At 71.7% G+C, this 24199-nt stretch carries 19 protein-coding genes and 1 pseudogene; 9 read left to right on the top strand and 11 right to left on the bottom strand.

The annotated features are described in order from the left end of the window. Positions 1-141: 141 nt before the first annotated feature. From ACIRSS_RS22090 to ACIRSS_RS22070, 5 genes are read right to left on the bottom strand one after another with little or no spacing between them, the layout of a single operon-like run. Positions 142-1596, bottom strand: a complete 1455-nt coding sequence (locus ACIRSS_RS22090; protein ID WP_400897745.1) for an aldehyde dehydrogenase (NADP(+)) — start codon at positions 1594-1596, stop codon at positions 142-144. Positions 1597-1611: 15 nt separating this feature from the next. Further along, on the bottom strand, positions 1612-2739 hold the full coding sequence (locus tag ACIRSS_RS22085; protein ID WP_400897743.1) for a hypothetical protein: 1128 nt from the start codon (positions 2737-2739) through the stop codon (positions 1612-1614). A 4-nt stretch (positions 2740-2743) separates the two neighbouring features. After that, complete coding sequence (locus ACIRSS_RS22080) at positions 2744-4000, bottom strand: glucarate dehydratase family protein (RefSeq protein ID WP_400897741.1); 1257 nt, start codon at positions 3998-4000, stop codon at positions 2744-2746. After that, positions 4000-4935: a 5-dehydro-4-deoxyglucarate dehydratase gene (locus ACIRSS_RS22075; RefSeq protein ID WP_400897739.1), complete on the bottom strand. Its 936-nt coding sequence runs from the start codon at positions 4933-4935 to the stop codon at positions 4000-4002. The genes ACIRSS_RS22080 and ACIRSS_RS22075 overlap by 1 nt, the downstream gene beginning before the upstream one ends. A 52-nt stretch (positions 4936-4987) precedes the next feature. Beyond that, positions 4988-6493 (bottom strand): sodium:solute symporter family protein, encoded by a 1506-nt coding sequence (locus tag ACIRSS_RS22070; protein WP_400897737.1) that lies wholly within the window; start codon positions 6491-6493, stop codon positions 4988-4990. Between the two features lie 153 nt (positions 6494-6646). Between ACIRSS_RS22070 and ACIRSS_RS22065 the strand changes: the two genes are divergently transcribed. From ACIRSS_RS22065 to ACIRSS_RS22055, 3 genes are all read left to right on the top strand, one after another. Beyond that, entirely contained in the window at positions 6647-7456 is an 810-nt protein-coding gene (locus tag ACIRSS_RS22065; RefSeq protein ID WP_400897734.1) for an IclR family transcriptional regulator, read from the top strand. A gap of 26 nt (positions 7457-7482) precedes the next feature. Then, the gene (locus ACIRSS_RS22060) at positions 7483-8289 is read left to right on the top strand and encodes an NAD-dependent epimerase/dehydratase family protein (RefSeq protein WP_400897732.1); all 807 of its coding nucleotides are present in this window, start codon (positions 7483-7485) and stop codon (positions 8287-8289) included. A 91-nt stretch (positions 8290-8380) separates the two neighbouring features. Continuing rightward, complete coding sequence (locus ACIRSS_RS22055; RefSeq protein ID WP_400897730.1) at positions 8381-9277, top strand: hypothetical protein; 897 nt, start codon at positions 8381-8383, stop codon at positions 9275-9277. Positions 9278-9281: 4 nt separating this feature from the next. Here ACIRSS_RS22055 and ACIRSS_RS22050 read toward each other — a convergent pair whose 3' ends face one another. Next, a complete protein-coding gene (locus ACIRSS_RS22050; RefSeq protein WP_400897728.1) occupies positions 9282-9899 on the bottom strand; it encodes a TetR/AcrR family transcriptional regulator in 618 nt (205 codons plus the stop codon). A 67-nt stretch (positions 9900-9966) separates the two neighbouring features. On the opposite strand from ACIRSS_RS22050, the gene ACIRSS_RS22045 reads away from it, so the two are divergent. The 5 genes from ACIRSS_RS22045 (at position 9967) to ACIRSS_RS22025 (ending at position 16087) form a co-directional block, all read left to right on the top strand. Beyond that, positions 9967-10605, top strand: a complete 639-nt coding sequence (locus ACIRSS_RS22045) for an MSMEG_1061 family FMN-dependent PPOX-type flavoprotein (RefSeq protein WP_400897726.1) — start codon at positions 9967-9969, stop codon at positions 10603-10605. 1 nt (position 10606) lies between these two features. Continuing rightward, positions 10607-11488 carry a PDR/VanB family oxidoreductase gene (locus ACIRSS_RS22040; RefSeq protein WP_400897724.1) on the top strand — a complete coding sequence of 294 codons (882 nt, stop codon included), beginning with the start codon at positions 10607-10609 and terminating at the stop codon, positions 11486-11488. A gap of 110 nt (positions 11489-11598) precedes the next feature. After that, entirely contained in the window at positions 11599-12474 is an 876-nt protein-coding gene (locus ACIRSS_RS22035) for a helix-turn-helix domain-containing protein (protein ID WP_400897722.1), read from the top strand. A gap of 98 nt (positions 12475-12572) precedes the next feature. Then, positions 12573-14348: a maleylacetate reductase and hydroxyquinol 1,2-dioxygenase domain-containing protein gene (locus ACIRSS_RS22030; protein WP_400897720.1), complete on the top strand. Its 1776-nt coding sequence runs from the start codon at positions 12573-12575 to the stop codon at positions 14346-14348. Beyond that, entirely contained in the window at positions 14345-16087 is a 1743-nt protein-coding gene (locus ACIRSS_RS22025; protein WP_400897718.1) for an FAD-dependent monooxygenase, read from the top strand. Before ACIRSS_RS22030 ends, ACIRSS_RS22025 begins: the two co-directional genes overlap by 4 nt. Here the strand turns inward: ACIRSS_RS22025 and ACIRSS_RS22020 are convergent, their stop codons facing one another. The 4 genes from ACIRSS_RS22020 to ACIRSS_RS22005 form a co-directional block, all read right to left on the bottom strand. Beyond that, positions 16088-16999: a peptidylprolyl isomerase gene (locus ACIRSS_RS22020; RefSeq protein WP_400897716.1), complete on the bottom strand. Its 912-nt coding sequence runs from the start codon at positions 16997-16999 to the stop codon at positions 16088-16090. A gap of 84 nt (positions 17000-17083) precedes the next feature. Next, the gene (locus ACIRSS_RS22015; RefSeq protein WP_400897714.1) at positions 17084-19360 is read right to left on the bottom strand and encodes a glycosyl hydrolase family 95 catalytic domain-containing protein; all 2277 of its coding nucleotides are present in this window, start codon (positions 19358-19360) and stop codon (positions 17084-17086) included. A 25-nt stretch (positions 19361-19385) separates the two neighbouring features. Next, positions 19386-21680, bottom strand: a complete 2295-nt coding sequence (locus ACIRSS_RS22010; RefSeq protein ID WP_400897712.1) for a glycosyl hydrolase family 95 catalytic domain-containing protein — start codon at positions 21678-21680, stop codon at positions 19386-19388. Positions 21681-21823: 143 nt separating this feature from the next. Continuing rightward, positions 21824-22312, bottom strand: a complete 489-nt coding sequence (locus tag ACIRSS_RS22005) for a helix-turn-helix domain-containing protein (RefSeq protein ID WP_400897710.1) — start codon at positions 22310-22312, stop codon at positions 21824-21826. Between ACIRSS_RS22005 and ACIRSS_RS22000 the strand changes: the two are divergent. Next, positions 22284-22637, top strand: a pseudogene (locus tag ACIRSS_RS22000) (class I SAM-dependent methyltransferase); the annotation flags it as partial. The gene ACIRSS_RS22005 and the pseudogene ACIRSS_RS22000 sit on opposite strands and share 29 nt — an antisense overlap. A gap of 72 nt (positions 22638-22709) precedes the next feature. On the opposite strand, the gene ACIRSS_RS21995 reads toward ACIRSS_RS22000, so the two are convergent. Next, complete coding sequence (locus ACIRSS_RS21995; protein WP_400897708.1) at positions 22710-24125, bottom strand: M1 family metallopeptidase; 1416 nt, start codon at positions 24123-24125, stop codon at positions 22710-22712. Positions 24126-24199: the final 74 nt, after the last annotated feature.

The following is a 24199-nucleotide window of genomic DNA, read 5'->3' as shown; positions in this document are numbered from 1 at the left end:
CTCCCAGGAAGACATCCTCGGCTTGCGGGGAAAGGGGATTCAGTTGTGCGGCGGCGGATTCGGTGCTCGGCGCCGGAAACTGTCGGTGCCGAGCGATAGAGTGGAAACGGGGGGCGCCCCCACGGGAGGCGCCCCGCCGGGTCAGCGGGAGCCGTCGGTGCGGCGGGGCAGCTGCCAGGGGTTGGCCTCCTGCAAGGGTTCGGGCAGCAGCGCGTCCGGGAAGCCCTGCCACGCGATCGGGCGCAGGAACCGCTCGATCGCGGCGGTGCCGACGGACGTCGTCGTCGGGGCGGTCGTGGCCGGGTACGGGCCGCCGTGCTGCTGGGCCCAGCTCACCGTGACACCGGTGGGCCAGTCGTTCCACAGCAGCCGGCCGGCGATGCGGCTCAGCGCCGGCAGCACCGGCCGGATCCAGTCCGCATCGGACTCCTCGCCGTGGATCGTGGCGGTGAGCCCCGGTTCGATGACGTCGAGCAGGCGCAGCAGCTCGGCCTGGTCGGCGTAGGTGACGATCAGCGACGCCGGCCCGAAGCACTCTTCGTGCACGGTGTCGCCGCCCTCGAGGAACTGCTTGCCGGTGGTGGCCAGCAGCGTCGGGGTGAACGCGGGCGCGGCGGAATCCGACGCGGACACGACCTCGACGCCCGGGACCTCCTTCAGCAGAGAAAGCTTGGAATCGTAGCCGGCGGCGATCCGGTCGTTGAGCATCGGCTGGGCCGCGGCCCCGTCCAACGCGTCCCGCAAAGCCGCGGTCAGGTTGTGGTCCTCGGGCAGGAACAGCAGGCCCGGCTTGGTGCAGAACTGGCCGGCGCCGAGCGTGAACGACCCGGCGTAGCCCTTCGCGACGGCCTCCCCGCGCGCGGCGATCGCGGCCTCGGTGACGACGACCGGGTTGACGCTGCCCAGCTCTCCGTAGAACGGGATCGGCCGCGGCCGCGCGTTCGCGATGTCGAACAGCGCGCGCCCGCCGGGGATGGATCCGGTGAACGACGCCGCGGCGATGCGCGGGTCCTTCAGCGCCGTGACGCCTTCCTCCTGGCCGAAGATCACGTCGAAGATGCCCTCGGGCGCACCCGCGCCGACCAGGGCTTCGCGCAGGATCCGGCCGGTCAGCGCGGACAGCTCGGGGTGCCCGGGGTGCGCCTTGAGGACCACCGGGCAGCCGGCGGCGAGCGCGGACGCTGTGTCACCGCCGGCGACGCTGAACGCGAACGGGAAGTTGCTCGCCGCGAACACCAGCACCGGGCCGATCGCGGTCTTCACGCGGCGGATGTCCGGACGCGGGCCCATCGGCCAGTCCGGGTCGGCGTGGTCGACGGTCGCGCCGAGGAACTCGCCGTCGGTGAGCACCTCGCCGAACAGGCGCAGCTGGAACGTCGTGCGCTTCAGCTCGCCCGCCAGCCGCGGGGTGGCCGGCAGGTGCGTTTCGCTGTGGGCCAGCGGGACGAGGTCGTCGGCGGCGGCGTCGAGGGCGTCGGCGGCCGCGACGAGCCAGCGGGCGCGCTCGGCCGGGGTGGCCGCGGCGGCGGGGCGGGCGGCCGCGGCGGCCCCCGCCAGGATCTTCTCGAGCGTGGCTGCGTCAGTGGCCTGGCTCATGGGTGGAACAGCTCCTCAGTTCTCATGGGCGGCGGCGGTGGCCGAGCCCAGGTCGCTCCAGCGACCCGGACCGGCCAGGCCGAGGTGGTACAGGTGCAGCTCCGCGGCGCCCGCCTTGGCCAGCTCGCCCACGTACCCGGCGACGTCCGGCACCGGCGCGGCGGCGACCGCGGTGATGTAGCTGCCGATCGCGACCCGCTCGGGCAGGGCCTCCCGGGCCGCCGCGACGGCCTCGGCACCCGTGGCGGGCGCCCAGCCGAACAATACGACCGCGTCGACGTCGTCCGCCGCGGACGGCGTCAGCCCGGGCAGCGCGCCGGTGACCCACGGGTCGAGCGCGCCGTGCAGCACGATCCGGACGCCCGCTGGCAACGACGCCAGCACCGCGGCCCGCAAGGCATCGGTCGCTTCCTGCCGGACCCGCAGCAGCATCGAGGTCAACGACGGCGGCAAGCCATCGGCCGTCACCCCGAGGTCGCCGGTCGCGATCAGCCGCCGGACCTCCTCGACGAGCTGGGCCCGGACGGTGTCCGCGTCGACGTCCCACGCGGCAGCGCACGCGTCGCAGCAGCAGATCGACAGCAGCCGGGCCACCGCGGGCGCCCAGACGCCGTCGGTCTTCTCGTGCTGGTGCTGGTGCACCGCGCCGAGCGGGCCGCAGGCCTCGAGGATCACCGACGACAGCTCCAGCCCGGCGACGGCCTGGGCGGTCAGCGTCGCCGCGTACTCGCGCACCGCGGGCCGCGACGGGCACAGCGCCCACGGGTACGGCTCGCCGAAGCAGTTGCGGACCACGACGTCCGGGTGCTCGTAGCCGAGCTGGGAGTTGTGGGTCAGCACGATCCAGGCGGCCGCCGGGATCCCGGCTTCGTTGAGCAGCCGGACCGCGTCACCACCACTGTCCTCCGCCGACACCCAGTCCGGAGTGGACGGACGCAACGCGCCCCATCCATCGGAAAGCGGCCGGTAGAACGCCGCGTGCCGCGCCACGACGGCGGTGCGTGAAGCCGACCACGGCGTCGCCGCACGCGCGCTGTGGTACGACAGCGCGACGGCCACCTCGTCGACGCCGAGGTCGCGGGCCCGCGAGATGAACCCGGACTCCAGGACGTCCCAGGGGTAGGCGTATCCGGTCACCTTCACCGGGTCACCACCTCGCCGTGTTCGGCTCGAAACCGGCAACGTACTCGCGCATGTAGGTCACGTCGTCCCGTTTGGTCAGTCCACATCGGACGTAGTTCTCGTGCAGCCGGGCCAGCGCGTCCTCGTCCAGCTTGACGCCCAGCCCGGGGGTCGTCGGCACCGCCACCGCGCCCTCGCGGAACTCCAGCACGCCCGGCTCGATGACGTCCTCGACCTTCCACGGCCAGTGCGTGTCGCAGGCGTAGGTCAGGTGCGGGGTCGCCGCGGCGACCTGGACCATCGCGGCGAGGCTGATCCCGAGGTGGCTGTTGGAGTGCATCGACAGGCCGACGCCGAAGCTCTCGCACGTCGTCGACAGCGACTGCGTCGCCCGCAGGCCGCCCCAGAAGTGGTGGTCCGACAGCAGAACGCCGATCGCGCGCGCCCGGAAGCCCGGGTCGATGTCGCCGAAGTTCACCACGCACATGTTGGTGGCCAACGGCATCGACGCCTCGGCAGCAACCTGCGCCATGCCCTCGATACCCGGCGTCGGGTCTTCGAGGTACTCCAGGACACCGTCCAGTTCGGACGCGACCCGGATGCCGGTCGCAGGAGTCCACGCGCCGTTCGGGTCGATCCGCAGCGGGTGCCCGGGGAACGCCTCGGCCAGCGCGCGGATCCCGTCGACCTCCTGCGCGGGCTCGAAGACGCCGCCCTTGAGCTTGATCGAACGGAAGCCGTACTCGTCGATCATCCGCTTCGCCGAGCCCACCAGGGTTTCCGGCGTGGTGATCTCGCCCCAGGAGTCCTCACGGCCGTCGACGTGCTTGCCGTACTTGTAGAACAGGTACGCGGAGAACTCGACGGCGTCGCGCGCCTTGCCGCCGAGCAGGTCGGTGATCGGGCGGCCGAGGTACTGCCCCTGCGCGTCCAGGCAGGCGACCTCGAACAGCGAGTACACGCTGGCCACGGTCTTGCGGATGGAGAACCCGCCGATCAGCCCGTGCGCGTCGGTCAAAACCGTGCCCGACAACGCCTGCGCGACCAGCCGCTGCAGGCCGGGCAGGTCGAAGACGTCGTGGCCGCGCAGCTGCGGCAGGACCTTGCGCACCTCGCCGAGGAACGCGGAGTCGCCGTAGGACTCGCCGAGCCCGACGATCCCGTCTTCGCACTTCACCTGGACGACGCTGCGCAGCGCGAACGGCTCGTGCACGCCCATGACGTTGAGCAGCGGCGGGTCGGCGAACGCGACCGGCGTCAGCACCACATCGAGGATCTTCATCAGCCCAGCGCCTTCAGCGTGACGAAGCCGTCCTCCACGATCTTCTCGAGCCGGTGGATCTGCTCCGGCGTCGGCTCGACCAGCGGCGGCCGCACCGGGCCGACCTTGTCACCACGCAGCCGGGCGGCCGCCTTCACCAGCGAGACGGCGAAGCCCGGCGTCTCGTCCCGCAGCGCCACCAGCGGCAGGTAGAAGCCGGTCAGCAGCGCGTCCATCACGCGGGTGTCGCCCTCGCCGAGCGCCCGGTGGAAGCGGTGCGCGATCTCGGGCGCGAAGCAGTGCACCGCCGAGGAGTAGCGGGCGACGCCGATCGAGGCGTACGCCTTGGCCGAGACCTCCGCGGTCGGCAACCCGTTGAAGAACAGGAAGTTCCGCGCCCGCTCGGTGTCCAGCGCGCGGATGGTGGTGACGATCCGGGTCATCACCTCGACGTCGCCGTAGCCGTCCTTGAGCCCCACCACCGAGGGGATGTCCAGCAGCGCCGCCGCGGTCTGCGCGGTGTACACGCCGGTGCCGCGGTGGTAGACGATCACCGGCACCGACGAGTCGCCGACGGCGTAGCGGACGAAGTCGACCAGGCCCGCCGGCGGGCCGGTGACCAGGTACGGCGGCAGCAGCAGCACGCCGTCCGCGCCGCCGGCCTCGGCGAGGGCGATCCCCGCGCGCGCCGAGGCGGCACCCCCGCCCGCACCCACCCAGACCGGGACCCGGCCAGCGGCGACCTCACGGGTCTTCGCGAGCACCGCGGCGTGCTCGGCCGGCGACAGCGAGCTGAATTCCCCCGTGCCACACGCGACGAACAGGGCGCCGGCGCCCGCCGCGATGTGGCTCTCCACGTTCTCCGCGAGCGCGTCGAGGTTGACCTCGAGGTTCTCGGTGAACGGGGTCAAGGGGAACGCCAGCAGGCCGTCCAGCGCGATCTCGGTCTGTGCCATCTGTTCTCTGCTCTCCGTTTGTCGGGTGCGGCCGGGGGTGGACCGGCGTCGGTCAAGCGGGCACGGTCGTGCCTTCCTTCGTGCGGTCGACGTCGTCGTCGGCGTTCACGGTGTCGACGATCTCATCGGCGGCCGCGCTGCGCTCGGGGGCGAGCAGGCCGAGGCCGACGTACAGGGCGAGCGAGACCAGGATCGGCGTCGCGACCAGCACCGTCTGGTTGGCGTTGAAGACGTAGTACACGAGCGCGTAGTCGATCAGGCCACCCGCCCAGGAGACCAGCGCCGCGCGCGGGCCGCACTTGCGGAACCACGGCAGCATGCCCAGCAGCAGAGGGATCGAGATCGGGCCCATCAGCGCGGCGACCCAGTTGACGACGATCTGCAGCACACCGCCGAGGTTCTGCGCCTGGGTGGCCACCAGCATGGTCAGCGCCACGAAGATGACGGTGGTGATCCGGGCGGCCTTCAGGCCCTGGACGTCGGTCCACTGCCGGGTGCGGCGGACCATCGCCGGGATCATGTCGCGGGTGATCACCGCGGAGATCGCGTTGGCGTCGGAGGAGACCATCGCCATGGTGTGCGAGAAGATGCCGGCCAGCACCAGGCCGATCAGGCCCGGCGGCAGGAACGTCGTCGTCATGATGGCGTAGGACTGCGTCGGGTCCTTGATGCCGGGGATGAGCAGCGGCGCCGCGAACATCGGGAACATGAGCACCAGCGGCCACAAAAGGTACAGCGCCGACGAAAGCCGCGCGCCGCGCCGGGCCTCGTGGGTGTTCGGCGCCGCCATGTAGCGCTGCGCCAGGTTCCACATGCCTCCGTTGTACTCCAGCGTTTTCACGAGCACGTAGACCAGGAGGAAGATCGTGGTGTACTTGGACGTCACGGGGTTGACGTGGTTCTCGGGCAGCTTGTCCCACATCGTCCAGAGCGCGGAGATCCCGCCCAGCTTGCCGAGGACGACGACGATCATCACGATCGCGGCGATGGCCTGGATGACGAACTGGCCGAAGTCGGTGAGCGCGTCGGCCCACAGGCCGCCGATGGTGCAGTAGACGAGGGTGACCGCGCCGGTGATGAGGATGCCGAGGTTGTAGTCGAGCCCGGCGAAGACGTGCAGCAGCGTCGCGACGGCGAACCACTTGGCCGCGATGTCGAAGATCTTCAGCAGGCTGCCGCTCCAGGCGAGCGCCTGCTGCGTCGGCACGTTGTACCGCTTCGCGAGGTACTCCAGCGGCGACGCGACGCCGAGCTTCGAGCGCAACCGGTTCCAGCGCGCGGCGAACAGCCAGCTGCCGATGCCCACGCCGATGCCGATGCTGGCGAAGCCCCAGAAGTACACGGTGACGCCGCTGGTGTACGCGACGCCCGCGTACGCGACGAAGAGCACGGCGCTGTAGCCGGACATGTGGTGCGAGATGCCGGCCAGCCACCACGGCATCTTGCCGCCGGCGGTGAAGAAGTCCTTCACGTCGCTGACCCGTTTGTGCGACCACCAGCCGATCACGATCATCAGCGCGAAGTACGCGCAGACCATCGTCCAGTCGAGTGCGTGCACCGCAGGCTCCCTTCCGCGTCCACGTCGATGTGGTTCACCTGTTCACATCTATGAACGGAGTCTGTTATAGTGATTATGTTCATCCATAAGAACGTTGTTCGGGACGCTAATATGGCCGGAGTCACAAGTCAACGGCCGGACGGAGGCGCACAAATGCCGCAGAAGGTGGACAACCCGGCCGCGGCCGACGGCGCTCCCGCCGAGTCGTCCGGCGTTAAGTCCGCGCGCCGGGCCGTCGACCTCATCGAGACGTTCGCGGCCAACGACGTCTGGCTGTCGCTGTCCGATCTGCACGCGCGCACGGGCTTCCCGCGCTCGTCGCTGCACGGCCTGCTGCGGACGCTTCTGGAGGCCGGCTGGCTGGAGGCCGACGCCAACACCGCCCGCTACCGCCTCGGCGTCCGCGCGCTGATCTGCGGCACGGCGTACCTGGACCGCGACGCCGTCGTCCCGTTCGCCACCGAGGCGCTGGAGCGGATCCGGGAGAAGACGGGCTTCACCGCGCACTTCGCGCGCCGCAACGGCACCGAGGTCGTCTACCTGGAGACGCGCGAGTCGCAGCGGTCGACGCACCTCGTCTCCCGCGTCGGGCGCACGCTGCCCACGCACGCGACGGCGCTGGGCAAAGCGCTGCTGGCCGAGCTGACGCACGAGGAGATCGAGACGCTGATGCCGGCGTCGCTGACCGCGCTGACCCCGAACACCATCACCACGCTCGAAGGCCTGCACGCCGAGTGCGCAGCGACCCGCGAGCGCGGGTACGCCTCCGAGGTCGAGGAAGGCACGCTGGGCGTCCGGTGCGTCGCCGCGGTGATCCCCTACCGGATCCCGGGCACGGACGCGATCAGCTGCTCGATGCCGATCGCCCAGGTGACCGACGCCGACGCGCAGCGCGTCGGCGAGCTGCTCGCCGAAATCACCGCCGAGCTCGGGCAGCAGCTGCGCCGGGCCGGCATTCGCTGACCGCCGCCCTTACCGAGAGGACCACAATGACGGACCAGCGCGTGCTCATCACCGGGTCGGCGGGTGTCGTCGGCACCCTGATGCGCCCCCGCTTGAAGCGCGAAGGCCGCGTGCTGCGCCTGCTCGACGTCGTCCCGCAGACGGCGTCGGACGCCTCCGAAGAGATCGTGACGGCGTCGGTCACCGACGCGGCGGCGATGGCTTCGGCGTGCGAAGGCGTCGACGCGCTGATCCACCTCGGCGGGCACAGCCGCGAGAACTCGTGGGAAGCGACGCTCGACGTCAACATCAACGGAACGCACACGGTGCTGGAGGCGGCGCGGGCGGCGGGCGTTCCGCGCGTCATCCTGGCGTCGAGCAACCACGCGGTGGGCTTCCGCCGGGTGGATTCGGACCTGCCGGCGGACTCGTCCCCGCGCCCGGACACGTACTACGGCGTCTCGAAGGCGGCGATCGAGGCGCTCGGGAGCCTGTACCACTCTCGGTTCGGCATGGACGTGATCGTGATCCGGATCGGCTCGTGCTTCGAGACGCCGTTGCCGCTGGGCCCGCGCGGGTTGACGACGTGGCTTTCGCCGGACGACGGCGCCCGCCTGTTCGAGGCGTGCCTCGCGGCGCCGTCGCCGGGGTACCGGCTGATCTGGGGCGTCTCGGACAACACGCGCCGGATCTACTCGCTGGAGGAGGCGGAGGCACTGGGCTACAAGTCCCTGGACGACGCCGAGGTGTACGCGGACCAGCTGGCGTCGAAGCCCGCACCGACGGGGATCGCGGCCGAGTACGTCGGCGGCCCGTTCTGCACCGCTCCGCTGGGCGTGTTCAACCCGATCTGACCGTTGCGGGGGGGGGGAGATCCTGTTCCGGCCGCCGAACGACAAGAAGCTCTTCGCCCTGCCGCACCACCTGGCGTCCCACGACCGACCGGTGATCCGGTCCTGGTGCGCGGAGCACCTCGGAAGCGTCCCGGCCGAAGTGCTCTTCGAACGCAAGTCGCTGTCCGAGGTGACCGGGCTGCGGCTGGCCGACGGCCGCGAAGTCGTCGTGAAGGCGCGCGACGACGAAGGCCGGGAGGCGTCCTGCGTCGCGGCCCAGGCGCGGCTGGCGGAGCGCGGTTTCCCTTGCCCGCGGCCGCTTACGCCGGTCACCAGGGTCGGCTCGCTGGCCGTCCACGCGGAAGAGCTCCTGCCCGGCGGCGAGCTGCTGCCCGGCGACACCCCGGACGTCGCCGAGCGCTACGCGGCGGTGTTCGCGTGGCTGATGAGCGAGCTGGCCGACGTCGTCGTGCCGCCGCCGTTGCCGAACCCGCGCTGGGCCCGCTGGGATCACCGGGATCCGGGGCTGTGGCCCGCGATCGGGTTCTTGGACGAGCGGGACCAGCGCGCCGTGCCCGCGCACGTCGTGGAGACGGCGAGGCGGGCCGGCGAGCGGTTGCTGGCCGCGGATCTGCCGTGCGTGCTGGGCCACGCCGACTTCGAGGCCCAGAACCTCCGCTGGCACGACGGCGAGATCCGGGCCGTGCACGACTGGGACAGCCTGGCGTGGCAACCGGAAGCCGCCCTCGTGGGAGCGGCCTCGGCGACGTTCGCCAACGCTTCGCCGCCGGCTCTGGCTCCCGTCGCGAGCTCCGCCGCGTTCTTGGCCGCCTACCAGGAACTCCGGGGCCGCCGGTTCACCACCGAGGAGCTGGAGATCGCGTGGGCGGCGAGCCTCTGGACGGCCGTGCACAACGCACGGTGGGAGGCACTGCACGGCGATCGCCCGGTGTGCGGCGAGGCCGTCCGCGTCCAGGCGGCCGAACGCCTCCGGCGCGCCCGCGCCTGACCGTTCACCCCTTGACGTAGCGGGTCAGCATCGCGACCATCTCGTCCTCGAGCCGCCGGGCGTCGATCGGGTCGGGCTCGGCCAGCAGGTCGTGGACGGCCAGCTCGACCGTCGCGATGACCAGGCGGGCCGCCGTGGCCGTATCGGCGACGCGCACCTCGGGGTGGCCCTCCAGGAGGGCGCGGGTGTGGCCGACCATGTCCCGCTTCACCCGGCCGATCCGCTCGAGCAGCTCGTTCGACCGCGGGGCCTGCTCGAGCAGCATGCGCAGCAGGTGCGGGTCGTCGAGGTGGGCTTCGACGGCGAGCCGGACGAAGACGCGGAAGGTCTCCTCGATCGAATCCGGCAGCGGGCCGGTCAGGACCTTCGCCGCGGCCGCCGTGCCGTCGTCGAGGTGGCGGATCAGCAGCTCGGCCAGGATCGCGTCCTTGTTCGGGAAGTACTGGTACAGCGAGCCGATCGAGATCCCGGCCTGCTCGGCGATGCGGTTGGTGGTGCCGGCGGCGTAGCCGTGGTCGGCGAAAACGTGAGCAGCCGCGGTCAGGATCCGCTGCCGGGTCAGCTCGGCGCGGACCTGGCGCGGCTGTTTACGTGGCTGGATGCGGCGCTGGTCCGGCGTCACAGCCCCTCCCTCCGGTGAGCGTGGAAAGCGAGTAGTCAAGACCTGAGTATTTGCTCATAATTATGGCATGACCAGCACAAACACGCTGACCCGCCGGTACCGGCGGGTATCCATGGCCGAGGTCCGGAGCCGGCTGGGCGCGCCCGAAGAGATGCTCGAGGGCAAGAAGCTCGACCACATCGACAAGCACGCCCGCCGCTTCATCGCCCACTCGCCGTTCCTCGCGCTGGCCACCTCCGACGCCGCGGGCCGCGGGGACTGCTCGCCGCGCGGCGACTACCCCGGCTTCGTCAAGGTGCTCGACGAGCACACGCTCGCCCTGCCCGACCGGCCCGGCAACAAGATCGCCGACTCGTTCGGCAACATCGCCGAGAACGGCCACGTCGGCCTGTTGTTCCTCATCCCCGGCATGCGGGAAGTGCTGCGCGTCAACGGAAGCGCGTACGTCACCGACGACGAGGACGTGCTCGCCCGGATGCGCACCGAAGCCAAGGCGCCGATGCTCGCCATCATCGTCGAGGTCGCCGAGTCGTACCTGCACTGCGGCCGGGCGCTGCTGCGGTCGCGGCTGTGGGACCCCGCCAGCCAGGCGCTGGCCGCGGAGATGCCGTCGGCCGGCGAGATCGCCGCCGACCAGCTGGGCATCGCCGTCCCCCCGGCGATGTTCGACCAGGTCCTCGAAGAGAGCTACCGGAAGCTGTACTGACATGCAGAAGACGATCCTGGACCGCGTCGAGCGCGTCGCCGACGACGTCGTCTCCCTGGTGCTGCGCGGCGACGAAGGGCCTTTGGCGCCCTGGGAGCCCGGCGCGCACATCGACCTCGCGCTGCCGAACTGGCTGACCCGGCAGTACTCGCTGTGCGGCGATCCCGCCGACCTCTCCGCCTACCGCATCGCCGTCCGGCACGACCCGTTGAGCCGGGGCGGGTCGGAGTACATCCACCTGTACCTGCGTCCCGGCCGGACGCTCGAAGTTTCGGTGCCGCGCAACCACTTCCCGCTCGTGCCCGCGCCGGAGTACCTGTTCCTGGCCGGCGGGATCGGGATCACGCCGATCGTGCCGATGCTGCGGGCCGCCGGCGCCGGGGCGACGCTGGTGTACACGGGCCGCTCGCCTTCGGCCATGCCGTTCGCGGCGGAGCTGCGGGCCGAGCACGGCGACCGCGTGCGGCTGTTCGACCACGGCCGCCCGGACCTCGCGGCCCTGGCGGCGGAGTTCCCCGCGGCGGAGGTCTACTGCTGCGGCCCGGCGTCCATGGTGGACGCGGCCGAAGCGCTGTTCCCCCGCGTGCACACCGAGCGCTTCCAGCCCGCCCAGCGCGTCTTCGAGCCGGACACGCCGTTCGAGGTCGTGTGCGCCCGCTCGGGGCAGGTCCTCCGGGTGCCGGCCGACGAATCCCTGCTGGACGTGCTGAACCACGCCGGGAGGCCGGTGCCGTCCGGCTGCCGCGAGGGTGTCTGCGGGAGCTGCGAACTGTCCGTCCTCGACGGCGACCCCGAGCACCGCGACGACATCGGCGCACCGGACGGGCGGATGTACCCGTGCGTGTCGCGCGCACTGTCGCCCCGGCTCGTGCTGGACGTCTGAATGATCCCGAGGGTGCGCCGCAGGCTCACCCTCGAAGTCCGCGCGGACGCCCGGCCTGCGTGCGGGGTTCGCGTACCATCGCGAGCAGCCTCGACGTCGAGGAGGCAGGCGTGAGCGAACTCGGGCTGGGCGACACCAACGGCATCCTCGCGCTGCCCTGGGTGCGGCCCGAACGCACCAGCGCCGGGCTCGGCTGGGACCGGGTCTACGTCTCCAAGCAGCGGGAGCGTCCGTACCGCGCCGAGTTCGCGGCCGCCGCCAGCCACCAGCTGATCCTGCACCTCGACGGCCCGGTGACGGTCCGGCGCGGCGTCGGGACCCCGCGCGAGCGCAGCCGCCGGATGCCGGTGGGCGGGCTGTTCCTGCAGCCGTCGCACGCGGATTTGTCGGTCGAGCTGGGCGGGGAGCTCGAGACGGTGCACGTGTACGTCGCGGACGACGCCGTGCAGGAGGCCGCGGGTGACCACGCGCCGATCCGGCTCGCGGAGGAGCTCGGCAGCACGGACCCCCTGCTGGAGCAGCTGGTGCTCAGCTTGGACGGCGTGGTCCGCGACTGGGAACCGAGCGCCCGAACGTACGCGGACCAGCTGGGCGCGCTGGTCGCGGCGCAGCTGGTCCGCCGCCACCACGCGGGGCCGGGTCGGGAGCCGGCGACGGCGCGGGGGCTCTCCGACCGGCAGTTCACGAGGGTCCGGGACTTCATGGCCGAACGCCTGGCCGAGGCGGTGCCACTGGCCGAGCTGGCGGCGCTCGCGGGGTTGAGCGTGAGCCAGTTCTCGCGCCAGTTCAAGGCGCGCACGGGGGTGCCGCCGCACCGGTATCTGCTGAGGTTGCGGGTCGAGCGGGCGGGGTTGCTGCTGCGTACGGGTGACGACCCGATCGCGGAGATCGCCGCTCGGTGCGGGTTTTCGCACCAGGAGCATTTGACGCGGGTGCTGCGGGCCCAGCTGGGCACGACCCCGGCGGCCCTGCGCCGGACGGGCTGAGGCTTCACGATCGCGTCTGCCGAGGTTCGCGCGTTTCGTGCCGAGCCGCAGCACGAACGTGCAGGACCGCTCCCCTCCCCACCCGGATACTCCCCCGCATGACCTCGTTCACCTACGCCGCCAACCCCGTCCGGGTGATCTTCGGCCGCGGCACCCTCGGCGCCCTCGGGGACGAGGCCCGCCGCCTCGGGATGAACCGCGTTCTGCTCGTCGGCACCCCTCGCCACGCCGACCGAGCCGCCGAAAACCTCGGTCCGCTCCTGGCCGCCCGGTTCGAAGATCCCGCCATGCACACCCCCGTCGACGTCACCGAGCGCGCCCTCAAGGTCGTCGCCGAGCACGATGTCGACGGCGTCGTCGCCGTCGGCGGGGGCTCGGCCACCGGGCTCTCCAAGGCCATCGCCCTGCACACCGACCTGCCGCAGCTGATCGTCCCGACCACCTACGCCGGCTCCGAACTCACCGCCGTCCTCGGCCAGACCGCCGACGGCCGCAAGACCACCCAGAAGAACCCGAAAGTCCGGCCGGAGACCGTCCTCTACGACGTCGACCTCACCCTCGGCCTGCCCGTCCCGCTCTCGGCCGCCAGCGGGCTCAACGCCCTCGCCCACGCCGTCGAGGCCCGCTACGCCCCCGACGCCAACCCGATGACCGACCTCCTCGCGAACGAAGCCGCAAAACTCCTCACGAGCGCCCTCCCCCGCATCGCCGCCGATCCGTCCGATGTGGACGCCCGCACCGACGCCCTCCGCGGCGCCTACCTCGCCGGCACCTGCCTGGACGCCGTGCGGATGGGCCTGCACCACAAGCTCTGCCACCTCCTCGGCGGCAAGTTCGGCCTGCCCCACGCCGAAACGCACGCCGTCCTCCTCCCGTACGTCATGGCGCACAAGGGTCTCGACGACGCCGGCGAAGTCTTCGCGCTTGCCGACGGCCTCCCGATCCCGCACTCGCTGGCCGAACTGGGTCTCACCGAAGCGGACATCGCCGACGAACCGGAGGCCGACCTGCTCCGCCAGGCCCTCACCGGCACCCACCCCGCCGCGCCGCCCAGCCTCAAGGCGCTCACCAAACAGGTCGTCGACAGCTTCGCCGCCGCGCCCGACCGCGTCCGCACCCTGCTCACCGACCTCGTCGAGACGCTGCACGCCTACGCCATCCGCACCGACCTCACCCAGGACGAGTGGGAGTACGCGATCGGGTTCCTCACCCGCGCCGGGCACATCACCACCGACACGCGGCAGGAGTTCATCCTGCTGTCGGACACCCTCGGCGTGTCGAGCGTCGTCGACGTCCTGACCAACTCGCGCACGCCGGACACGACCCCGTCGGCCGTGCTCGGCCCGTTCTACGTGGACGGTCCACCGGAGACCCCGCAGGGCGCGAACCTGGCCGAAGGACTGCCGGGAACTCCCTTGTGGACGGACATCCGCGTCACGGACACCGAAGACCAGCCTGTCGCCGAAGCGATCGTCGACGTCTGGCAGTCCAATGAGGACGGTTTCTACGACGTCCAGCTGCCCGAGGTGGACGGACCGGTCCTGCGCGCCCGCTTCCGCACCGACGAGAACGGCCGGCTGCGCTTCCGCACCATCGTCCCCAGCGCCTACCCGATCCCGGCCGACGGCCCGGTCGGGCAGATGCTCGACGTCGCCGGCCGGCACCCTTACCGGGCGCCGCACGTGCACTTCATGATCGCCAAGCCCGGCTACCGCACCTTGATCACCCAGCTGTTCGTCGCCGGCGGCGAGTACCTCGACTCCGACACCGTCTTCGGCGTCAAGGACGGCCTGATCGTCGACTTCGCCGAACAGCCCGACGGCACCGGACGCCGGCTCGAGTTCACCTTCCGCATCTCAGGGAGCAGCGCATGACCTACGACACCGACGTCATCGTGGTCGGCAGCGGCCCGGCCGGCGGCTCCGCGGCCCTGCTGCTCGCCACCTACGGCGTGCCCACCGTGCTGGCCACCAAGTACGGCTGGATGGCCAACACGCCCCGCGCGCACATCACCAACCAGCGCACCATGGAGGTGCTGCGCGACCTCGGCGTCGAGGACAAGGCCCTCGCCGTGGGCACGCCGCCGGAGCTGATGGGCGACACCGTCCTCTGCACGTCGCTGACCGGTCCGGAGATCGGCCGCATCGCCAGCTGGGGCACCGGCGACCGGTCGGCGGCCGAGTACGCCGCGGCGAGCCCGTGCCACATGATCGACCTCCCGCAGACCTACCTCGAGCCGATCCTGGCCAGCGAAGCCGCCGCGCGCGGCGCGAAACTGCGGCTGGACACCGAGTTCCTCGACTTCACCCAGGACGAAACCGGCGTCACGGCCCGGTTCCGCGACCGCGTCCGCGGCGACGAGTTCACCCTGCGCGCCAAGCACCTCATCGGCGCGGACGGCGCCCGCAGCCGCGTCGCCGAGCAGGCCGGCCTGCCGATCGCCGGGCAGACCGGCAAGGCGGGCAGCATGAACATCACGTTCACCGCCGACCTCGGCCCGTACGTCGCGCACCGGCCGAGCGTCCTCTACTGGGTCATGCGGCCCGGCGCGCACCTCGGCGGCATCGGGATGGGCCTGGTCCGGATGGTCCGGCCGTGGAACCAGTGGCTGCTGACCTGGGGCTACGACATCGAGCAGGCGCCACCGGAGGTCGACGTCGAAGAGGCGACGCGGCTGGTGCGCGACCTCGTCGGCGACCCGGACCTCGATGTCGAGATCACCTCGACGTCCCTGTGGACGGTCAACCACAACTACGCGACGGAGTACCGCAGCGGCCGGGTGTTCTGCGCCGGCGACGCCGTGCACCGGCACCCGCCGTCCAACGGGCTCGGCTCCAACACCTCGATCCAGGACTCCTACAACCTCGCGTGGAAGCTCGCGATGGTGCTTCGCGGCGAAGCGGGCGAAGGGCTTCTCGACAGCTACACCGCCGAACGCGCTCCCGTGGGCAAGCAGATCGTCGACCGCGCGAACCTGAGCCGCGACCAGTTCGGGCCGATCTTCGCCGCGCTGGGCATCACCGGCGACACCGACGCCGACGGCATCACGGCCGGGCTCGAGACCTGTCTCGCGCCGACGGCCGAGGGCGCGCGGAAACGGCGTGAGCTGGAGAAAGCGATCGAGCTCAAGCACTACGAGTTCAACGCCCACGGAGTCGAAATGGACCAGCGGTACGCCTCGGGCGCGGTGCTGCCCGACGGGGTCGTCGCCGAGCCGGACCGCGACCCCGAACTGTTCCACCGGCCGAGCACCGAGCCGGGCGCGAAGCTGCCGCACGCCTGGCTGGTCGGCCCGCACGGGCGCCGGGTGTCCACTTTGGACCTCGTCGGCGGCGGCCGCTGGACGGTGCTGACCGGGCTGACCGGCACGCCGTGGCGCGACGCGGCGGCCAAGGTGGGCGCCGAGCTGGGACTCGACGTGCGCGCGGTCCGCGTCGGCGACCCGGAAGGCCGTGACGCGTACGGCGACTGGGCGCGCCTCAGCGGCATCGACGAGGACGGCTGTCTCCTGGTCCGTCCGGACGGCTACGTCGCGTGGCGCCACCGCACGGCGTCGCCCGAAACGGCGAAGTCGCTGCTCACGGCGTTGCGGAAGCTGCTCGACCGGCCCTGATCACGGCGTGGTGACCTGGGTGAAGGTCACCGGGATCTTCGGGGGCCCGCTGCCGTCGCCGAGGGCCGACTTGGCCGCGTCGACGCCGCCCTGGGCGACCTTGTCCAGCACGGCCAGGCCCGGGTCGTCGATGCTGCCGAACACGGTGTACTCCGGCGGGATCTCCGTCGTGCCGAAGACCAGGAAGAACTGGGAGCCGCCGGAGTCGGGCTGGTCGGTCTTCGCCATCGCGAGGACGCCGCGGCCGTAGGTCAGCTCGGGGAACACCTCGTCGCGGATCGTGTAGCCGGGGCCGCCGGTACCGTCGCCGACCGGGTCGCCGCACTGCAGCATGCGCAGCCCGGACGCCACGGACAGCCGGTGGCACGACGTGCCGTCGTAGAACCCCTGCTTCACCAGGCTCAGGAAGTTGACCACGGTGCACGGGGCGAGCGCGCGGTCGAGCGTGAGCCCGATGGGGCCGGCGCTCGTCGCGAGCCGCACGGGGACGGTGCCGGACGACCGCGCCGGCCCGTCGGGCGGCGGCGCCACCTTCTTCGGCGCGGGCGAGATCGATTCGGGGGTGAAAGCGCACGTCACCGGGTCGGCCAGCGGCTTCGGCCGTTTCGGCAGCGGGGCCCGGCCGTCGGCGGGCGGCGCCACCGGGACGCTCGTGGGCGTCGAGGTGGGCGACACGACCGACGCCGAGCCGGCGGGCCGGGTCCCGATGGCGCTCCGGGCGTCCGGCTCGCGCAGGAACCCGGGATAACCCCAGGCCAGGAGCGCGAGCGCCATCAGGATGACGACGACGACCGACCCGGTGATCAGCACGACGGCCGCCGGCGAGGTCTTCTTCGGCGGCAGCGGCGGCTGCCACTGCGGGTACGAGGACGGCGGTGGGCCGTACCCCGGTCTGCCGTCCGGCTCGTTCATCCACGCTCCCTCGTCGGAAGCACCATTCTGCCGCGCGGACCGGCTCGCGGGGCGCGAACGCGCAAAGCCGGCCCGATCACCCCCTCACGGCAGCCCCCACGGCGTGCTCGCCCCGCCGGGCGCCACCGGCCGCACCGCGAAGTCCGGCCGATCGCCCTTCCGGTACACGAAGGCGTCCTCTCCCCGTCCCAGCTCGACCTGGATGTCTCCATTGGCCAGCCGACGCCAGCGCCGCGCCCGGCCCCGCGCGTCCATCACCGCCAGCTCGCCGTCGATACCCGGCCGCAGCACGCACGGGGCTCCCGCCTCGCTGCGCACCTTCAGCCAGCGCGTCTTCCCCGCCGCCAGGGACGCGCTGAGCAGGAACGCGCCTTCGGTCCGGAAGTCGCGCAGCGCGATGTCGCCCCAGGCCGCGGGCACCGCCGGGAACAGCCGGACCACCCCGCCCCAGCTCTGGACCAGCATGTCCTGCACGGACTTCGCCGCCGAAAGCGGTGTCTCGATGACCGGACCGGACTCCTTGTACATCGTGTTCGGCTGGATGTACCGGCGCTGCAGTTCGCCGAGGTAGAACGCCGCCTGCTCGCCGCGCAGCATCTGCGCCGAGATCGAGGCCGCCCCGGTGAACGTGTAGCCCTGCAACGCGCCTTCGAAGCCGACCCAGTGGTTCAGCGACGTCTCGATGATCTGCCGGTGCTCCGGCTGCTCCCAGGTGACGTCGTAGAGCGGGTAGATCTGCAGCAGGTGCGAGTAGTGGCGGTGCGACTTCGCGAACGGCACGCCGGCGCCGATCATGTACCCGTTCGCGTCGGCCGGGTAGTCGACGAGGTTCGCCAGCACGTCCCGCCACTTCGGCGCGAGCGGGTCGCCGGGCGCGTTCTGCAGCAGCGTCTTGCAGCCCCAGCGGATCAGCGAGAGGTCGTAGTTGCAGTCGGGCGCGTTGACGCCGTACTCGGGTGAGAACGTCGGCGGCAGGTGCAGCTTGCCGTCCGGGCCCGGCGCGAGGAAGTGCAGGTAGTAGTTGATCGCCTTGCGCAGCAACGGAACGAGCGTGCCCTGGAGCAGCGACCGGTCCATCGTGTGCCGGTAGGACAGCCACACGTTGTGCAGCGCCCACGTCAGGTTGCCGACCTCCGGCGTCGGCGTGTCGTGCCCGGGGATGCCGACCGGGAACCCGCTGGTGGCGTTCGAGACGCCGTTGAGCAGCGTCATGTCGGTCGTGCGCGGGATGCCCGCCGAGTCGGCCTGGTACGGCGACGCGACCTGGCTGGTCAGGTTGGCCCGGTACTTGTCGAGCGCGTGGCTGACGGCGTCCAGCTCCAGGTGGTTCGAGCCGTGGATCAGCCAGTATTCGAGCTGCACGTTGAGGTTCCACCACGTCGCCGGCCACGGCGTGTTCTCCAGCCACGGTCCCGACGTCGCCATCACCGGCGCCTCGCGCCGGGCCGCCGACGCGACCTTGTACAGCTGGATCCAGTAGAAGCTCTGCAGCCGGGTGTCCGGAATGGACACGAAGCTGCGCTGGTAGTAGTCGTGCCACCAGCGGCGGTGGTCCTGGGTGAGCGCGGCGAACGGCTCCGCGTGACGCACCGTCGAAAGCGCCCGCGCCGCCGACGTCTTCGCCGGGTGCGACCACGCCACCGACGTGTACAGCGTCCGCGCGCCGCCGCGGGTGACCTCGCGCCACGCCGTCACGTGCTCGCCGCCGGCCAGCAGCGGCTGCACGGCCAGCCGCGCGTCGCCGCTGCCGCTCAGCTGCACCGGCGGGTTCGCGGTGTAGCCGTCCGGCGGCGGCTTGTTCCACACCGGGTCGGCGCGCGGGCTGACCGCGACCGCCGGGTGGAACACCCACTTGAACCCGCGCTCCCCTTCCGAGGGCCGGATTTCGACGGCGAGCAGCGACTGTCCGGTGTGGACGATCGCGCGCAGGCTCAGGCTGCCCGCGGCGGTGGTGATCGTGCCGGTCAGCTCGGCGTTCCACAGGTCCATCCGCCAGTCGATCGCGGTGATCGCGCCGACCGGTTCGAGGGTGAAGTACCCGATCGGCAGCCGGGCCAGGCCGAACAGCGAGCCGAACTCGGGGCGGTGGTCCTGCACCTGGCTGTGCTGGACGTTGAACCGGATCGCGTTCTGCCCGGGCTCGGCGTAGATGCCGGACCCGAGGAACCCGTTGCCCAGGAACGGTCCCTCGTACCAGGTCTTCGGCAGCCGCCGCCAGTACAGGTCGGCGGTGCCGAGGAACCCGGCCCAGGCGAAGTCGTCGCCGCCGGGTTCGGCGGCGAAGGCGGGCGTGATCCCGGCCGCGCCGGCGGCGATCCCGGCGAGCGCGCCACCGAGCACGGTCCTGCGGGTGATGTCCATTCGACCTCCTCGTCGAAAGCGGGTTTCAGCTCGGCAGGCCCCATTGCGGCGCGGGGCCGAGCGCGGGGACGTCCCGCGGCGCGCAGTCCGGCCGGCCGCCCCGCGGGGTGACGACGGCGGTGCCGCCGCGGCACAGCCCGACCGCGATCCGCCCGGTCCCGGCCGGGCGGCACGGCAGGCGGCGGCCATACTCGTCGCGGACGTCGACGTCGCCAGCGATGCCGTGCTGGAGGACCAGCGGCTCACCGGCTTCGCTGTGCACGCGGACGAACTCCGTGCGGCCGTCGCGGCGGGAGGCGTCCACGAGGAACGCTCCTTCCGCGCGCAGCCCGGCGATCGAGGCGTCCCGCCAGGTCGCCGAGACCGACGGGAAGATCTTGAGTACGCCACCGGAGCCCTGCATCAGCATGTCCACTATGGACTGTGCGGCGGTGATCGGGCTTTCGATCGCGAAGTTGGAACCCTCGCGGTACATCGTGTTCGCCGTCAGCTCGGTGTCGGCGACGACGTTGCGGTCGAGGAAGAACTTCAGGTAGCGCAGGGCTTCCTGGGGCGCGTCCATCACGGACTTCATCGAAGACGCGGCCGCGTAGCTGTAGCCGTGCCAAGCGGACTGGTCGGCGGCCCAGTGGTCGAAGGTCCGGGTCATGACGTCGCGGTCCGCCGGCCGGTCCCAGACCTTCTCCCGCAGCGGGTAGAGCCACAGCAGGTGGGAGAAGTGCCGGTGCGACGCGGCCAGTGGGACGCCGTCGCCGATCAGCACGCCGTTCGCCGGATCTTCGTGGTACGGCACGAGTTTCGCGCCGATCTCCCGCCAGATCGGCACGCGCGGTTCGTCGAGGCGCAGGATCCGCGCGGTGTCGACGAGCGTCCGGGCCGCCCACCGGATCAGCGACAGGTCGTAGGTGCAGTCGGGCGCGTCGGCGTACTCCGGCGAGCGGGTCAGCGGCAGGTGGAGCGACCCGTCCGGGCCGGCGAACAGGAAGTGGCGGTAGAAGTTCAGCGCCTTGGCCAGCGTCGGGTACAGGACGTCGCGCAGGACCTGCCGGTCGAGGTGGTGGCGGTAGGCGAGCCAGACGTTGTGCAGGCCCCACAACAGGTTCCCGGTCTGGTCGGTCTTGGACGTCGTCCCGGGGACGCCGACCGAGCGCGTGCCGCCGGGCCGCAGCCGCCAGTCCCCCGGGTGCGAGAGCGCGTAGGTGTCGCCGTCGCGGTAGGCGGGCGGCACGGACGTCTCGAGGTTCGCGTGGTCGCGCCGGAACGTCTCGGTGACGGCGTCGAGTTCGGGGTGGTTGCTGCTGTTCACGATCGGGTAGGTGACCTGGACGTTGAGGTTCCACCACACCGCGGTCCAGCTGTTGCCGACCTCGGGGAACCACGGTCCCCACTCGGACACGACCGGCCCGTCCGCGCGGGTGGCGGCGGCGATCTTGTACAGCTGGATCCAGTAGAACCGCTGGACCTGCTTGTCCGGCACCGAAACGAAGCTGCGGCGGTGGTAGTCGTTCCACCAGCGGCGGTGGCGGGCCAGCAGCGCGTCCGGGTTCGCGGCAAGCGCTTTCTCGACGCTTCCGCGGGCGTCCGCGGTGTGCGTGGTGCCCGGGAAGCTGTAGGCGACGGTGGCGGCGAACAGCCGTCTCGTGCCGATCGCCCGCTCCCGCCACGCGGTGGTGTACCCGCCGCCGGCGAGCATCGGCTGCGCGCAGTAGCCGGCGGCGACCTCGGGGGCGGGGTTGGCGACGTACTCGGGCGGCTTGCGCACGGTCCGGGTCGTCGCCGACTCCAGCGGCTGGAAGGCCCAGGCGGCGCTCTTTTCGCCGTCGCCCGGGGTCAGCGAGACGAGCAGCACGCCGAGGTCGTTGTGCACGACGGCGGAGAATGCGACCGAGCCGCGGGTGGTGGTGATGGTGCCGCCGAGTTCGGCGTTGTAGAGGTCGAGCGTCCAGTCGACGGCGGTGATCGCGCCGGCGAAGGTGAGGGTGAGGTAGCCGATCGGCAGGCGGGACAGGCCGATGCCGGCTTCCCACTGGATCCGCTGGTCCTGCACCTGGGTGTGGCTCAGCATGACCTTGAGGGTGTCGGGTGTCTTGCCGGCGTAGACCTGGGCGCCGAGGTAGCCGTTGGCGAGGAAGGGACCTTCCTGCCAGTTCCCGGGAAGCCGCTTCCAGACCATCCGCGCATCGGCGGCGACGTCCCGGTGCGGGTTCCCCGCACTCGCGGCGGCGGGCGACGCGGCCCGAGCCCAGAGTCCCCCGAACGCGGCGGCCCCCACCGCGACCGATGCCGAGCGAAGCACCGCACGCCGCGACACTGCATCCATGAAGTGTCCTCCGAATTCATACTACGTTTCGGCGAGATCAGCAGGCGGCGTGCGGCCATACTTGCAGAGGGTGTCCCGAAACGCCAGGAGGGTTCACCCGGAAAGCGGCAGAGACATCCGATGTATGGCTCAGATCTGGGCGATCAAGGTGTCGGCCGCCCAGCTCTCCCACCGCTCGGGCGACCAGCCGCGGTCCTGGACGAACACCTGGTAGAGCTCCGGGCACAGGCCCGCACCCCCGGCTTGGCCACCAGGGACCGGGCGGCTTCGAGGTGGACGGCGAACCGGGGGTCGGCATCGGCGTCCCATTGCCCGGCGATCGCCGGGTCGGCCGAGGCGGCCGCGCGCAGCATCTCGACGATCGGGGCGACGCGCTCCAGGATCCCGCGCGTCCCGCGGACGTGCAGCCGCACGTGGACCTCGGCGGCCGGGGCGGCGACGGCGTCCCGGAACCACGGCCGGTCCATCGTCGCGACCGGCTCCAGGTCACCCGCGATCGCGAGCAGCACGCGCTTGTTGCCGAAGGTGAAGTAGATCGTCTGCACGGCGACGCCGGCCCGGTCGGCGATCTCCTTGAGGGTCGTCGCGCCGTAGCCGTCGCGGATGAACAGCTCGCGCGCCGCCGTTGTCAACGCCCGGCAAGCCGAAGCCTGGAACGGCTGGGAGGGTGTCCACTGGGCCCGCAACCGCGCCCGCTACAACGCGATCGTCCGCGCGTTCAACGACGACGTCCTCGACGTCGGCTGCGGCACCGGCCACGTCACCCTGCTGGCCGCGCGGCGCGCCTCCCGCGGACACGTCATCGGGATCGACCACTCGGCCCCGATGCTGGAGCGCGCCCGCGCCGACGCGCTGGCGCAGGACATCACCAACGTCAGGTTCGAGCAGGGCGACGCCCAGGTCCACCCGTTCCCCGACAGCGGATTCGACGTAGCGCTCAGCCGGGGCGGAGTGATGTTCTTCGACGACCCGGTGGCCGCATTCACCAACATCCGGCGCGGTCTGGCTGGTGGACGCGACCCGGGCTGCCTAGGCGCCCGGCAGTGGGGGCAGCGCCGGGGTGAACAGCCACCGCGTGAAGAACGCGTCCAGCGAGCGGGCCGCGTAAGCCTCGGCCATCGCGACGAACTGCTCCGTGGTCACCAGCCCGTGCCGGTGGTCCCCCGTCCACGCCTTCAGCAACGCGAAGAACGGTGGGTCGCCGATCTCCGCTCGCAGCGCGTGCAACGTCAACCCGCCGCGCTTGTACACGCGCTCGTCGAACATCCGGGACACGCCCGGGTCCGCGATCCGGACGTCGGCCGGTTTGGCCTTGATGCGCGTGTGCCAGCTGCGGGCCAGCGCCTGGGCCGACTGGCCGCCGGACTCCTCCGACCACAGCCACTCCGCGTACGTCGCGAAGCCCTCGTTCAGCCAGATGTGCCGCCAATCCGCCACCGTCAAGCTGTTGCCGAACCACTGGTGGGCCAGCTCGTGCACCACCAGCCGCTCGTACGTGCGGCGGCCGTCGACGTGGTTGGCGCCGAAGATCGCCATGCCCTGCGCCTCGATCGGGTCGTCGAGGTCGTCGTCGGTGACGACGATGACGTACTCGTCGAACGGGTACGGCCCGAACAGCCGCTGCAGCATCTCGATCATCCGGCCCTGCCGGCCGAAGTCGCGCTCGAACGCGCGCCGCAGCCGCGGGGGTACGGCGGCCCGCTGCGGCACCGTCTGCAGGACGGAATCGACGTGACCGCGGCCGAAGCCGAGCGTGAACCGGCGCGCGCCGACCCCCGCGTGCGGGAACCAGCCGCGGCCCGTCAGCTCCAGCTCGTCGTACCGACCGAGCTGGACGCTCATCAGGTACGTCGCCGTCGGCTCGGGCCGCTCGAACACCCACCGCGTCGTGCTGCCCCCGATGGAGCGTTCGACCAGGTTGCCGGTGACGGCGACCAGGTACGGCGACGCCGTCGTCAGGGTCACGCGGTAGGCGGCCTTGTCCGACGGGTGGTCGTTGCACGGGAACCACGACGGCGCCCCGACCGGCTGGCTCGCCACGAGCGCGCCGTCGGTCAGCTCGTCCCAGCCGACGTCGCCCCAGCGGCTGCGCACCGGACGCGGGTTGCCGACGTAGTGCACCTCGATCGTGAACGCGGCACCCGGCGCGATCGACTTCGCCGGCCGGACGTGCAGCTTCGCGCCGCGCTTCAGGTACTTCGCGGGCTTGCCGTCGACGAGCACGCGGTTGATCCGGAACTCGCCGAAGTCCAGGCTGACGCGGGAAAGCGCCTGCGTCGCCTCGGCCGTGAGCACCGCGGACGCCGAGAGCCGGTTCGGCCCGACCTTGTAGTCGAGGTTCAGGTCGTAGTGCCGGACCCGGTAGCCGCCGTTGCCGTGCGCGGGGAGGTAGGGGTCACCCGAGGTGTCCGCGCCGGGGGCCGGTGCCGGAGCCTTCGAAATCACCCGTTGCGCACCTTTCGTCGAGCGGCCGTACCAAACCAGGCTCGCACGGACGGGTGAGTCCGGCGAGCCAGGCG

It is taken from the genome of Amycolatopsis sp. NPDC101161 (assembly GCF_044768185.1).
In the GTDB taxonomy this organism is placed as follows: domain Bacteria; phylum Actinomycetota; class Actinomycetes; order Mycobacteriales; family Pseudonocardiaceae; genus Amycolatopsis.
The sequence above is the reverse complement of the archived record's forward strand: the minus strand, read 5'-3'. Positions and strand labels throughout refer to the sequence as shown.

Bases quoted from the DNA above. Each gene is read 5' to 3' on its own strand.
- ACIRSS_RS22090 (WP_400897745.1), bottom strand. From the start codon at position 1,596: ATGAGCCAGGCCACTGACGCAGCCACGCTCGAGAAGATCCTGGCGGGG.
- ACIRSS_RS22080 (WP_400897741.1), bottom strand. From the start codon at position 4,000: ATGAAGATCCTCGATGTGGTGCTGACGCCGGTCGCGTTCGCCGACCCG.
- ACIRSS_RS22075 (WP_400897739.1), bottom strand. From the start codon at position 4,935: ATGGCACAGACCGAGATCGCGCTGGACGGCCTGCTGGCGTTCCCCTTG.
- ACIRSS_RS22065 (WP_400897734.1), top strand. From the start codon at position 6,647: ATGCCGCAGAAGGTGGACAACCCGGCCGCGGCCGACGGCGCTCCCGCC.
- ACIRSS_RS22060 (WP_400897732.1), top strand. From the start codon at position 7,483: ATGACGGACCAGCGCGTGCTCATCACCGGGTCGGCGGGTGTCGTCGGC.
- ACIRSS_RS22045 (WP_400897726.1), top strand. From the start codon at position 9,967: ATGACCAGCACAAACACGCTGACCCGCCGGTACCGGCGGGTATCCATG.
- ACIRSS_RS22040 (WP_400897724.1), top strand. From the start codon at position 10,607: ATGCAGAAGACGATCCTGGACCGCGTCGAGCGCGTCGCCGACGACGTC.
- ACIRSS_RS22030 (WP_400897720.1), top strand. From the start codon at position 12,573: ATGACCTCGTTCACCTACGCCGCCAACCCCGTCCGGGTGATCTTCGGC.
- ACIRSS_RS22025 (WP_400897718.1), top strand. From the start codon at position 14,345: ATGACCTACGACACCGACGTCATCGTGGTCGGCAGCGGCCCGGCCGGC.
- ACIRSS_RS22020 (WP_400897716.1), bottom strand. From the start codon at position 16,999: ATGAACGAGCCGGACGGCAGACCGGGGTACGGCCCACCGCCGTCCTCG.
- ACIRSS_RS22015 (WP_400897714.1), bottom strand. From the start codon at position 19,360: ATGGACATCACCCGCAGGACCGTGCTCGGTGGCGCGCTCGCCGGGATC.
- ACIRSS_RS22010 (WP_400897712.1), bottom strand. From the start codon at position 21,680: ATGGATGCAGTGTCGCGGCGTGCGGTGCTTCGCTCGGCATCGGTCGCG.